Source organism: Morganella morganii H1r (assembly GCF_000633515.1).
Taxonomy (GTDB): Bacteria; Pseudomonadota; Gammaproteobacteria; order Enterobacterales; family Enterobacteriaceae; genus Morganella; species Morganella morganii_B.
This window is the reverse complement of record NZ_AYMP01000025.1, coordinates 44,697-58,041: the sequence shown is the minus strand read 5'-3', so window position 1 is coordinate 58,041 and position 13,345 is coordinate 44,697. Positions and strand designations below refer to the sequence as shown.

9 protein-coding genes and 5 tRNA genes are annotated in these 13,345 nt (G+C 52.8%); all 14 read right to left on the bottom strand.

Annotated elements, in window-relative coordinates; all coding sequences use genetic code 11:
• Positions 1–14: 14 nt before the first annotated feature.
• Positions 15–1,574 carry a glutamate--cysteine ligase gene (gshA, locus tag U868_RS0115555; RefSeq protein WP_025154097.1) on the bottom strand — a complete coding sequence of 520 codons (1,560 nt, stop codon included), beginning with the start codon at positions 1,572–1,574 and terminating at the stop codon, positions 15–17.
• A 277-nt stretch (positions 1,575–1,851) separates the two neighbouring features.
• A tRNA-Arg gene (locus U868_RS0115550) sits at positions 1,852–1,928 on the bottom strand.
• 24 nt (positions 1,929–1,952) lie between these two features.
• Positions 1,953–2,029 (bottom strand) — tRNA-Arg (locus tag U868_RS0115545).
• Between the two features lie 52 nt (positions 2,030–2,081).
• A tRNA-Arg gene (locus U868_RS0115540) sits at positions 2,082–2,158 on the bottom strand.
• 92 nt (positions 2,159–2,250) lie between these two features.
• Positions 2,251–2,327: transfer RNA gene (locus U868_RS0115535), tRNA-Arg, on the bottom strand.
• An 8-nt stretch (positions 2,328–2,335) separates the two neighbouring features.
• Positions 2,336–2,428: transfer RNA gene (locus U868_RS0115530), tRNA-Ser, on the bottom strand.
• Positions 2,429–2,779: 351 nt separating this feature from the next.
• A complete protein-coding gene (csrA, locus tag U868_RS0115525; protein ID WP_025154096.1) occupies positions 2,780–2,977 on the bottom strand; it encodes a carbon storage regulator CsrA in 198 nt (65 codons plus the stop codon).
• A 229-nt stretch (positions 2,978–3,206) separates the two neighbouring features.
• On the bottom strand, positions 3,207–5,834 hold the full coding sequence (gene alaS, locus U868_RS0115520) for an alanine--tRNA ligase (RefSeq protein WP_025154095.1): 2,628 nt from the start codon (positions 5,832–5,834) through the stop codon (positions 3,207–3,209).
• Between the two features lie 371 nt (positions 5,835–6,205).
• A complete protein-coding gene (gene recA, locus U868_RS0115515; RefSeq protein WP_025154094.1) occupies positions 6,206–7,276 on the bottom strand; it encodes a recombinase RecA in 1,071 nt (356 codons plus the stop codon).
• A gap of 86 nt (positions 7,277–7,362) precedes the next feature.
• Entirely contained in the window at positions 7,363–7,884 is a 522-nt protein-coding gene (gene pncC / locus U868_RS0115510; RefSeq protein WP_025154093.1) for a nicotinamide-nucleotide amidase, read from the bottom strand.
• 3 nt (positions 7,885–7,887) lie between these two features.
• On the bottom strand, positions 7,888–9,093 hold the full coding sequence (gene lplT, locus U868_RS0115505; RefSeq protein ID WP_025154092.1) for a lysophospholipid transporter LplT: 1,206 nt from the start codon (positions 9,091–9,093) through the stop codon (positions 7,888–7,890).
• Positions 9,090–11,243, bottom strand: a complete 2,154-nt coding sequence (aas, locus tag U868_RS0115500) for a bifunctional acyl-ACP--phospholipid O-acyltransferase/long-chain-fatty-acid--ACP ligase (RefSeq protein WP_025154091.1) — start codon at positions 11,241–11,243, stop codon at positions 9,090–9,092. The genes lplT and aas overlap by 4 nt, the downstream gene beginning before the upstream one ends.
• A gap of 154 nt (positions 11,244–11,397) precedes the next feature.
• The gene (aroL, locus tag U868_RS0115495; RefSeq protein ID WP_025154090.1) at positions 11,398–11,931 is read right to left on the bottom strand and encodes a shikimate kinase AroL; all 534 of its coding nucleotides are present in this window, start codon (positions 11,929–11,931) and stop codon (positions 11,398–11,400) included.
• 154 nt (positions 11,932–12,085) lie between these two features.
• Positions 12,086–13,339 (bottom strand): glutamate-5-semialdehyde dehydrogenase, encoded by a 1,254-nt coding sequence (proA, locus tag U868_RS0115490; protein ID WP_025154089.1) that lies wholly within the window; start codon positions 13,337–13,339, stop codon positions 12,086–12,088.
• Positions 13,340–13,345: the final 6 nt, after the last annotated feature.

The window sequence follows — 13,345 nt, the reverse complement described above, 5'->3', positions numbered from 1 at the left end:
TTATCTGTCAGAAATCAGCGACCGCCATGCAGCGCCAGATACTCATCAAAACTTATCGTATCACTCTCTTCCATCGCTTTTTGTTTACCGACAGAAGCCTGCCATTGTTCAGCAAAGTCTGCTTCACTGATCACGTCATACGGCTCGTGAGTCAGTTCTTCATGATACCGATCTGCCAGGGCCAGCCCGTAGCTTCCGATACCCGCTTCTTTTATCAGTGCCAGCATCCGCCCCGAGAACGTCAGTTCCGGGTCATCAAACTGTGCTTTCAGTGCTTCGCACACTTCGCGATACTGTGTGCCTGAGCAGGTATCTAACACATCGGCAACACGCAGGAGATCATTAAACAGTGCGTGACCCACTTTTTGCAAGGGTTGTTTTTCACGGCCGCAGCCGATACCGATTTCCTGTCCCGGTTTACGCCCTTCCAGAATCACACGATTCCAGTTATGGCGGGCACACGCCAGTTCATCCGCGCTCATTTCCGGCGCATCCGCCAGCACACACCAGATAAGGAACAGGTCGAGGAAACGGATTTGTGTTTCATCGACACCGGTGGCAGAGAACGGGTTGATATCCAGGGCACGGACTTCGATATACTCCACCCCGCCGCGCTGTAAGGCATCTGACGGCGACTCGTCGCCTTTCTGCACACGCTTCGGCCGGATAGGCGCATAGAACTCGTTTTCAATCTGCAGGACGTTAGTATTAATCTGAAGGTGTTTTCCGTCTTTGGTTAATCCCAGTGCGGCAAATTCTTCAGACGGGATCTGAATGGCATTCTTCAGCCCGGCAACATAGGTGTCCAGATGGTTGAAGGTGATGTTCAGATCACTTTGTGACTTGTTGGTATAGCCGAGGTCGCTTAAACGCAGTGACGTGGCATACGGCAGGTATAACGCCCCTTTCGGCAGTGTTTCAAACGGCAGATTGGTTTTGCGGCCGCGCAGGAATGAGCCGCAAATCGCCGGCGATGCACCGAACAGATACGGGATCACCCAGCCGAAACGGTAATAGTTGCGGATCAGGCGAAAATAGCCGTCGGAGATTTTATCCTTGCCGCTCTGCGCATCACTGATACCGCTCCACGCCTGCCAGAATTCCATCGGCAGAGAGAAGTTATAGTGGACACCGGAAATGGTCTGCATCAGCGCACCATAGCGGTTTTTAAGCCCTTCACGGTACAGTGTCTTAAAACGGCCGGCATTGGATGTGCCGAACTGCGCCAGTTCGATATGCTCTTCAGAATCAATGAAGCATGGCATACTCAGCGGCCACATCCGTTCATTGTTCAGATGACGCGCGGTATAACGGTGCACATCACGCAGAAATTTCACGGTGTAATCAATACGCGAGTCCACCGGGGTTATAAACTCCAGCAGTGACTCGGCAAAGTCCGTGGTGATCCACTTATGGGTTAATGATTTTCCCAGCCCTTCCGGGTGACCGGTACGTGCCAGAGCACCATCCGGCGTGATACGCAGTGTTTCGCGCTCAATGCCGCGGTTGATGCCTTTTAAAATCCGGGGGTGCGCCTCTAACCATGAGAGCGCTTTGGATACATCCGGGATCAAATCGACCTCCCGTCCTGATAATGGATATTATTCATAAGGGGGATACTTTATCGCAAAGCCGGACTATTGTCGCTGTGATTCAACCCTGCCCCACACAAACGGAACAGCAGAAACCACTGTCACGACAATGCATTATCCCACTTACATGTCATTGTTATACGATCAGTTTCAGAAGCATCTGTACTTCAGATAACAAGTATGACGTAAAAACGGATTCGATTCAGTGACGGGAAAAACGGAAAAAGAAAAACCCCGCTCAAAGAGCGGGGTTTTTATATGGTGCACCCGAGAGGATTCGAACCTCTGACCGCCCGGTTCGTAGCCGGGTACTCTATCCAGCTGAGCTACGGGTGCTGAATATGGGATAAGAGAGGAAGATGGTGCACCCGAGAGGATTCGAACCTCTGACCGCCCGGTTCGTAGCCGGGTACTCTATCCAGCTGAGCTACGGGTGCATCGCATACTAATTCTGTTACCGGAAATCAGTTTTGAAATAAGGTGATAAGATGGTGCACCCGAGAGGATTCGAACCTCTGACCGCCCGGTTCGTAGCCGGGTACTCTATCCAGCTGAGCTACGGGTGCGTACCTTAAAACATCTTTTCAGAACTGATTTTTTATCTTAGCATTTTCTTTTGCCAAAATAAAAACCCCATGACAGTATCGTGGGGTTTAAATGGTGCACCCGAGAGGATTCGAACCTCTGACCGCCCGGTTCGTAGCCGGGTACTCTATCCAGCTGAGCTACGGGTGCAATCTGAATGGCGGTGAGAGAGGGATTCGAACCCTCGATGCAGCTTTTGACCGCATACTCCCTTAGCAGGGGAGCGCCTTCAGCCTCTCGGCCATCTCACCATTGTTTCAGACCACACAACGATGATTTCCGTTTCCGTCATCTCGTCGTCGTGTGGCGCACATATTACTTTCCCCCACTGAGAAGTCAAACAATTTTTCCCAACTTTTTAAGATCTCACGATCGTTTGCACAATTACCGCTCACTATGTTGATTTTCACAACGATACGGCGGTTTTTACGGCAACGGGATCCACATCTGCTTAACACGCGGTGAGAAATAAATCCGGCCGTGTGCAGAAAAAGTGACAGAATAGCGGGCGATTTTTGCAGGAAAAAAAAAGCAGAACCGGGATAATAGCGGCAGGAAAAAAGAAGAAGGCGCCCGTTGCGGTAACGAGCGCACCTCACAACTTAATAGTTATTGTTATTGTTATTGGGTTGAGATTTTTCAGCCTGGATCCGCTGGTAAATTTCTTCACGGTGAACAGAAACCTCTTTGGGGGCGTTGACACCAATTCGAACCTGGTTTCCTTTAACACCCAGTACAGTCACTGTTACCTCATCGCCTATCATGAGTGTTTCACCAACTCGACGAGTCAGAATAAGCATTCTTTGCTCCTTGAAATATTAAAAGAGTCGGGCCTCTGAGTTTACCCGCCATTATCCATCCAACACCGTGAAAGCGTATAGCAATGATTATTTGTAAACTATATGTAGTTTTAGACACATTGCAATATTTAGTGTAGTTAAAAATTGCGACCTAACGTTAGTGATACAAAGACCTAATCACCAATATCAGGAGCACGCCGGAGCGCGCTCCTGTTCAGATTTACTCAGACTACAGGTGAGATGCCACCCAGCTTTCAACGCTTGCCATAGCAGCAGGTAAAGCAGCGGTATCTGTCCCGCCGGCTTGAGCCATATCCGGGCGACCGCCCCCTTTACCGCCGATTTGTTCAGCAATAAAGGCCACCAGTTCGCCGGCTTTGACTTTACCGGTCAGATCTTTTGTTACACCTGCAATGAGACTAACTTTATCATCACTGATAGTTGAAAGCACAATAATTCCAGAGCTTAATTGATTTTTTAGATCATCAACCATCGTCCGTAACATTTTAGGTTCGGCGTTAGTCAGTTGTTTCACCAGGAGTTTAACACCGTTCACTGAAACGGCATCTTTGGTCATGGAGGAACTTTCCTGCGCAGCCTGCTGTTCTTTGAGTTGCTGTAACTCTTTTTCCAGGGTGCGGATTTTATCCAGTGCAGCTTTGACTTTTTCACTCACACCGGCTTCATCACTTTTCACCAGCTGTGCCACCGCAGAGAGTGCGTCAGACTGCTGATTCACGCTTTCCAGTGCGCCGGTACCGGTAACCGCTTCAATACGGCGGATACCGGCCGCTGTGGCGGATTCACTGATAATACGGAACAGACCGATATCACCGGTACGTGCTGCGTGAGTACCGCCGCACAGCTCGGTTGAGAAGTCGCCCATGCTCAGTACACGGACACGTTCATCGTATTTTTCACCGAACAGTGCCATCGCACCTTTGGCTTTCGCCTCTTCCAGATCCATCAGCTCAGTCACGACCGGCTCATTTTTGCGGATTTCGGCGTTGACCAGGGTTTCCACTTCACGGATTTGTGCCGGAGTCATGGCTTCAAAGTGAGAGAAGTCAAAACGCAGGTATTTATCGTTTACCAGTGAGCCTTTCTGTGACACATGCTCACCCAGAACCTGACGCAGCGCGGCATGCATCAGGTGCGTTGCCGAGTGGTTCAGACGGATAGCATTACGGCGCTCTTTGTCGATTTTCGCGGTGATTTTGTGGTTCACTGTCAGTTTGCCGCTGTCCACACGACCGGCATGGCCGATAGCCTGGCCGTATTTCTGTGTGTCCAGAACACTGAACTGCGCATCGTTGCTTGACAGTACACCGGTATCACCGACCTGGCCGCCGGATTCCGCATAAAACGCGGTTTTGTCCAGGATCACCAGACCTTCATCACCGGCATTCAGCTCAGTCACCGGCTGACCTTCTTTGTACAGTGCAACAATGGTTGCCGCCTGTTCATTGTGGTCATAACCGGAGAAGTCACTGCGCTTATCCACTTTGATGAGACTGTTGTAGTCCGCACCAAAGCCGCTGTTTTCACGGGCACGGCGGCGCTGTTCTTCCATTGCCGCTTCAAAACCGGCTTCATCCACTTTCAGGTTACGCTCGCGGCAGACGTCAGCAGTCAGATCCAGCGGGAAACCATAGGTGTCATAAAGACGGAATGCCGCTTCACCGCTCAGGGTATCCCCGGTCAGTGAGGCTAATTCGTCATCCAGCAGTTGCAGGCCGCGTTCCAGCGTACGGGCAAACTGCTCTTCTTCTGACTTCAGCACTTTCTCAACCATCACGCGCTGACGTGCCAGTTCTTCACCGGCAGAGCCCATCACGTCGATCAGCGGCGAAACCAGTTTGTAGAAGAAGGTGTCTTTCGCGCCCAGCATGTAACCATGGCGGACAGCGCGGCGGATGATACGGCGCAGTACATAACCGCGGCCTTCATTGGACGGAATAACGCCGTCACAAATCAGGAAGGCACAGGAGCGGATGTGGTCGGCGATCACGCGCAGTGATTTACTGGTCAGATCGTCAGCACCGGTCACTTTCGCCACATCGGCAATCAGTTTACGGAACAGATCGATATCATAGTTAGAGTTTACGTGCTGCAGAACAGCCGTAATACGCTCCAGACCCATACCGGTATCAACGGATGGTTTCGGCAGCGGCTCTAATGTGCCGTCAGACTGACGGTTGAACTGCATAAAGACGATGTTCCAGATCTCGATGTAACGGTCGCCGTCTTCTTCCGGTGATCCCGGAGGGCCGCCCCAGATGTGGTCACCGTGATCAAAGAAAATCTCAGTACACGGACCGCAGGGGCCGGTATCACCCATCTGCCAGAAGTTATCAGAGGCGTATTGCGCACCTTTGTTATCACCGATACGGATAATGCGTTCAGCCGGCACACCGACTTCATCTTTCCAGATGTTGTACGCTTCATCATCCGTTGCATAGACAGTAACCCACAGCTTTTCTTTCGGCAGGTTAAACCATTCTTTGCCGGTCAGCAGTTCCCAGGCGAAATTGATGGCATCGTGCTTGAAGTAATCGCCGAAGCTGAAGTTACCCAGCATTTCGAAGAAAGTGTGGTGGCGTGCAGTGTAGCCGACGTTTTCCAGGTCGTTGTGCTTACCACCAGCGCGGACACAGCGCTGTGCTGTCGTGGCGCGGGTGTAAGGACGTTTATCCAGACCGAGGAAAACATCTTTGAATTGGTTCATCCCTGCGTTAGTAAAAAGCAGCGTTGGGTCGTTATTCGGAACCAGCGAACTGCTCTGGACAATCTGATGTCCTTTTGTATGGAAAAAGTCGAGAAACGCTTGACGGATCTCAGCGGTGCTTTTGCTCATATTTATCCCGAAATCAAGCTGAAATAATAAGATTTATGAATTGCGAAACAGACTGTGAAGCCGCTCCGATTCAACCTTCGGATCAATCAAGGCGGAGAGAAATTTAAGGGTTTCCCTTGAACATTAATTCCCAGATAAATCCATTCGCTGTACCCATTGTAAAGCGAATAAACTTTTTCTGAAAGTCTGTTCGTACAAACGGCACCCATCCGGCCGGTAGAGTTTTTTTGTATGAGGAACACGGTATGAGGGGGCAGAGACAGGCTGTTGTCCGCAGATAAAAAGAAAGCCGTACCCTTCACGGACACAGCTTTCATAATAACTCAATGATTTTATTACTGTAAATATTAAAATCAGTGTGGCTTTACGAATTAAAACTCTTCGTTGCCCGCATCTTCAGTTTCACTTTCTTCATTGAAACTTTCTGCTGCGGTACTGAATTCACCGCTGTGATTCAGTAATAACTCACGTAACTTTTTATCCAGCTCAGCCGCCATTTCCGGATGTTCTTTCAGGTAAATCGTGGCGTTTGCTTTGCCCTGACCGATTTTTTCACCGTTATAGCTGTACCATGCACCGGCTTTCTCAACCAGTTTATGTTTCACACCCAGGTCGATCAGTTCGCCCATGGTGTTGATACCTTCACCGTACATGATCTGGAATTCAGCCTGTTTGAACGGCGCAGCCACTTTGTTTTTCACCACTTTTACGCGGGTTTCGCTGCCGACCACTTCATCACCGTTTTTCACCGCGCCGATACGGCGGATATCCAGACGGACAGAGGCATAAAATTTCAGTGCATTACCCCCGGTAGTGGTTTCCGGGTTACCGAACATCACACCGATCTTCATACGGATCTGGTTGATGAAAATCAGCAGGGTGTTGGAGTTTTTCAGGTTACCGGCCAGCTTACGCATTGCCTGGCTCATCATACGGGCCGCCAGACCCATATGGGAATCACCGATTTCACCTTCGATTTCCGCTTTTGGTGTCAGTGCAGCCACGGAGTCAACAATGATGACATCAACCGCACCGGAGCGGGTTAAGGCATCACAAATTTCCAGTGCCTGCTCACCGGTGTCCGGCTGGGAGCACAGCAGGTTATCAATATCCACACCCAGTTTCTTGGCGTAGACCGGATCCAGTGCGTGTTCCGCATCGATAAATGCACATACACGGCCCTGACGCTGTGCAGCGGCAATAACCTGTAATGTCAGTGTGGTTTTACCGGAAGATTCAGGCCCGTAGATTTCAACAATACGTCCCAGCGGCAGACCGCCTGCACCCAGTGCAACGTCCAGTGCCAGAGAGCCGGTAGAGATAGTTTCCACGTCCATGGAACGGTCTTCACCCAGACGCATGATCGAACCTTTACCGAACTGCTTCTCGATCTGACCTAAGGCTGCTGCCAGTGCTTTCTGTTTGTTCTCATCAATAGCCATGTAAACTCCCTTCTCAACCCCTGAGACACCGCCCGGGTTATTAAAATGGTTTCAACTGAATCTGTCGGACTGATTATACTGTATAGTCATACAGTATCAAGTGGTTTTTTTGTCAGAATGGCAATTAATCCGTCCAGCCCTTTCAGCACCGCCTGACAGCGTACTGCATTGCGATCGCCCGCAAAGCACCAGCAGCGGGCCGCGGTTTTTATTCCTGTTTCTTCCCGCCACGCCCAGCCGAACCAGACTGTACCGACCGGCTTTTCATCACTGCCGCCGTCCGGCCCGGCAATACCGCTGACAGAGACGGCTAAGTCCGCACCAGCGGTGTCCAGCGCCCCGGCGGCCATTTCCCGCACCACCGCCTCACTGACTGCCCCGAAGGCGGACAGTGACTGTTCTGATACCCCGATCATACTGTGTTTGGCATCATTACTGTAGGTGACAAACCCGCGCTGAAAATACGCCGAGCTCCCGGCGATATCCGTGATCACCTTGGCAATCCACCCGCCGGTGCAGGATTCAGCCGTTGTAACGCTCAGACCGGCCTCAAGGAGATAAGAGCCCAGTTGCGTACTGCGCCGGATCAGTGTCTGTTCATCATGCATCGGTCACTCCTGTTGTGAAATCTGTTTTTTGCGGCGGATATCCCAGAGCCATAATCCGCCGATGGCGAGGGCAAACAGGCTGCCAAATGCCGCGCCGATCGCCACCACCGGCACACCGGCTTTGACGGCCAGGGAGTAGAGCCCCAGCATCAGCAGCATCGCACCATTTTCCCCCAGATTCTGTACCGCGATGGCGTTACCCGCCCCGACCGTCTCTTTACCGCGCTTTTGCAGCAGCGCATTGAGCGGCACCAAAAACAGTCCGCCGAATACACCGAGCAGAATCAGGGTGATACCGGCCGGCACCATCGACGTCTGAAAGGCGAATATAATGACCATCCCCCCGATCAGGATCCCGGCCGGCATACAGCGGCGTACGGTTTCCAGGGTAATAAAACGGGCAGCCAGACCCGCTCCTGCCACAATCCCGATAGCAACCATCGCGTTAAGGAGTGTCGGCATGGTCTGGCCGGTAATGCCCAGCGCCGCCGGAACCCACAATACCAGCATCAGCCGCAGTGTCACCCCCGCACCCCAGAACAGACTGGTACCGGTCAGGGAAAAGCGGCTTTCCTGGTTTTTCCACAGGGATACCGCAGCACGGAGAAACGTGACCACCATAGTACGCGGATTGCGGCTCAGACCGGTTTTCGCCGGCGGCAGACGCGGAATAAAGATGCTGGTCACCGCCGCCAGTGCGTACATCACCGTACATAATACCAGTGTCATTGTAATATGGTAATCAGACAGGAAACCGCCGGTTACCGATCCCAGCAGGATAGCCACAATGGTCGAAGCTTCAATCAGCCCGTTGGCTTTCACCAGCTGTTCACCGGTGGTCAGCTCACCCAGGATCCCGTATTTTGCCGGGGAATAAGCCGCAGCCCCCACCCCGATCAGCCCGTATCCCAGAAACGGATCGGTACCAATGCAGATCACCGCCGCACCGATGAGCTTACAGCCGTTCGACAACAGCATCACCCGTCCTTTCGGGAAGCTGTCGGCAATCTGCCCGACAAACGGTGCCAGTACAATAAAGGTCAGCACAAAGACCATCTGCAGCATCGGCTGACTCCACTCCGGATAGTGCCGGGCGCTGAGCTGTGCAAGGATGGCGAACAGAATCGCGTTATCCGCAAATGCCGTAATAAACTGTGAAACCAGTACCGCTTTCATGCCTTTGTTCAGTAACGGGGCGGGGGCAGTCATACCTGCGGCTCCTGTAATGCCTGTTGTTTCAGTGTGACAAAATCCGGTTTACCGCTGCCGAGCACCGGCAGTTGTCTGATATAACGGATATCACGCGGAACCGCCAGTTCCGGTAATCCTTTCGCTTTTGCCTGTGCCATCAGTCGGGTACGATCCAGTTCACTGTCAGTGGTAAACATCACCAGCGCTTCGCCGCGTTTTGCATCCGGTTTTGTCACCACCACGTGCAGTTTCTCCGGCGAGACACTCAGTGCCAGTTGCTCCACACTCTCCAGCGAGATCATTTCACCGGCCAGTTTGGCAAAGCGCTTCACCCGTCCGCGGATAGTAATAAATCCGTCTTTATCGATCGTGACGATATCACCGGTATCATACCAGCCGGCCTGAACCTCGCCCTGTGCATTTTCCGCTGACGGCGGTTCAATCTGACCCGGTTTTTCCACCCGCAGATACCCTTTCATCACATTCGGGCCGCGCACCTGCAGCAACCCGCCGTTTTCAATCCCGGCAACCGGCAGCAGCCGCGCTGCCATCCCCGGAACCAGACGTCCGACCGTACCGGTGCGGGCAGCCATCGGCACGTTAATGGAGATCACCGGCGCACACTCTGTCACCCCGTAACCTTCCAGGATGCGCAGACCAAATTTATCCTGCCAGACCTGTCTGGTGCCTTCCGCCAGCTTCTCCGCCCCGGCGACTGCATAGCGGATACGGGCAAAATCATACGGATGCGCAAAACGGGCATAGTTGGCGAGGAAAGTGGATGTCCCGAAAATGACGGTACAGTTCTGATCATAGGTCAGTTCCGGCACCATGCGGTAATGCAGCGGGCTCGGATAGAGGAAAATCCGGCTGCCGCATAACAGCGGCGTGATAAGCCCGGCCGTCAGGCCAAAAGCATGGAACAGCGGCAGTGCGGACATAAAACGGTCTTTTGGCGTGAAATCCGCAACCGTTTTAATCTGTTCGACGTTCGCCAGCAGAGAGTCGTGGCTGTGTACCACACCTTTCGGTGTGCCTTCCGAGCCGGAAGTAAAGAGAATAACCGCATCATCTTCCGGCTTTTGCGGCAGCAGTGCTGCCTGCGGTGTAATCAGATGGCGTATCACCCACAGTTTATCTTTCAGGGTAACAGATGCTTTTGCCTCTTCCAGATAGACCCAGTTGGCTTCTGTCAGCTGTTCCGGTAAGTGGGTCAGTTTGCCCTTTTCCAGAAACTGACGTGAGGTGATGATGGTATTAATACCCGCCGCTTTCATGGCATTGCGCAGCCCGGCAACACCCGCCGTGTAGTTCAGCAGTGCCGGAATACGGCGGCGCATGGAAGCACCGAGGATCGCCGCGCCCATCACGGTGGCATTCGGCAGCAGGAAGCCGGTGCGCTCCCCCTCTTTGGTGTGGTGGCTGATAATACAGCTCAGTCCGAGGGATTTTTTCAGCAGCCCCTGATAACTGTCTTCACTGAAATTGACATCATCAATGATCCGCTGGAAACGCCCGTAGCGTTTTACCGCGCCGAGAAACGCCTGCGGCAGTGTCAGTGACGGGCGGCACGCCATACGGGCGTCCATCATAATGTCGCGCAGATGTTCCCCCGCCAGACGGCGGCGCTCTGCGGCACGCGGTGCTTCCGGCATCGGAATGGTTTCCGGCGGCAGAACATGGATGGTGATCGCCGGGAAAAAATGACTTTTGATCACTTTCCGCATCCGGCTGAAATACGTCAGTTCCGCGCCGTCAATCCGCACCGGGATCACTTTCGCCCCGGTTTTGGCGGCAATAAAGGCAGCGCCGTCGTAGATCTTCATCAGAGAATCCGTAATCGTCACCCGCCCTTCCGGGAAGATCACTATCTGACGCCCTTTTTCCACTTCGCGGATCAGATGCCGCAATGCCAGCGGATTACGCGGATCCACCGGAATAATATCGGCAATCGGTTTTAAGCAGCGGATGAAAAATGGCGTGGCATAGTTGGTGTACATCGCGAATACCGGCCGGGTCGGCAGGAATAACCCCAGCAGAACACCATCAATAAAAGAGGCATGGTTCGGGGTGATAACACTTCGTGGTTGATTAAGATTACTCAGGTCACCAGTAACACGAATACGGAATAATCCGCGGAGCAGCGCACGTAATACATTCATCAACATACTGAATTCCCTGTGTATTTATTATTCCGCCAATCAGTTCGGCGGGCAGACGTTTTAATAATAACACAGAGGATTGATTAACCACCTGACAGAATTGTACGGAATTATTTTTATCCGGTTTGTGCCGTAGTTCCCGGTAATCCGGCAGCAGGTACTATACCGCAGCGTGAATGCGGGTGCAGATCTGACTGATAAGCTCCGGTACCGGACAGGTGGCATCCACCACAATATCCGCACATTCCAGATAGAGAGGGTCGCGCTTGCTCAGCACTTCTGCCATTTCCTCCACAATGCACTTGCCGGTCAGGCTCGGACGCTGATGTGCCTGAGGGGTGTGTGACAGCCGTTCCGCCAGGGTTTCGGCACTGGCGCGCAGATACACCACTTTGCCGGAGGACTGCATAAACGCCCGGTTTTCCGGTGCCATCACAATGCCGCCGCCGGTGGAGACCAGTCGCTGTGGTTGACTGACCTGACGCAGCACATCACTTTCCAGTTCCCGGAAGCGGAGCCAGCCTGATTGTTCCACCAGCCGGGAAATCGACATCCGGCACTGTTCTGTCACACAGGCATCGGTGTCAATAAAATCGTACAATAATGCCTGTGCCAGCGGTTTACCCAGCGTGGTTTTGCCAGCCCCGCGGGCGCCGATAAGATAAATAATCGGTTTCTCATCCTGATGATTCATACTATCCGCTTTCCCCGCAGGTGTTCATAATATTTTACATAGGTGTAAATTAAGATGGCCTATCATAGCGTACTCAGATAAAAAGCTAAAGCACGATCCGCAGAACACGGCTGTCATCTGACAAAAAGCGCCCTGCGGATGCATAATGGCCTGTTTATGAACGGATCGTATGGTTACCGATCCCGATCCACTTATAGGTGGTCAGTGCCGCCAGCCCCATCGGGCCGCGGGCATGCAGTTTCTGAGTGCTGACGGCAACTTCCGCCCCCAGTCCGAACTGACCGCCGTCAGTGAAGCGGGTGCTGGCATTCACATATACCGCTGATGAATCAATATTTGATACGAAATAATCAGCCTGAGACATAGATTGTGTCAGAATCGATTCTGAGTGTTCAGTGCCGTAATGACGGATATGCTCAATCGCGCCGTCAATGTCCTTCACAATCACCACGTTCAGATCAAGTGACAGCCATTCATCTGACAGTTGTGCCTCTGTTACGGCTTCCGTCTTCGCCGGGCCGTTTTTCAGCAGCATCAGCGCGGCAGGATCCGCATGCAGGGTGACATTATCCGCCGCCATGTGATCACTCAGCAGCGGCAGAAATTCCGCAGCCACTTTTTCATGCACCAGCAGCGTTTCCACCGCATTACAGACTCCCGGACGCTGCACTTTGGCATTGCGGATGACCGGCAGCGCGTTATGCAGATCCGCCGTTTCATCGACAAAAATATGACACACGCCGATACCGCCGGTGATCACCGGAATCGTCGACTGCTCACGGCATAAGCGGTGCAGACCGGCACCGCCGCGCGGGATCAGAATATCCACATAACGATCCATCTTCAGCAGTTCATTAACCAGCGCGCGATCCGGGTTATCAATCGCCTGGATCGCCGCCTGCGGCAGACCGCATTCGCTGAGTGCCTGCTGAATAACACTGACCATCGCCACATTGGTATTATGTGTCTCTTTGCCGCCGCGCAGGATCACCGCGTTACCGGTTTTCAGGCACAACGAGGCAACATCCACCGTCACATTCGGGCGGGCTTCATAAATCACACCGACCACACCGAGCGGGACACGGCGGCGCTCAAGGCGCAGGCCACTTTCCAGCACACCGCCGTCGATCACTTCCCCGACCGGATCCGCCAGCTGACACACTTTGCGTACATCAGCAGCAATACTTTCCAGGCGCGCCTGCGTCAGCAGCAGACGATCAAGCAGTGCCTCTGACGAGCCCTGCTCCCGGGCTTTGGCAATATCGAGTTCATTGGCAGCAAGGATCGGCGCACTGTTCTGTTCCAGCAGATCGGCAATACGGGTCAGTGCCTGATTTTTCTGTTTTCCGGACAGCTGAGCCAGTGCCCGGGAGGCAGCTTTCGCCGCTTTACCTGTTTGTTCTAACATATGCTG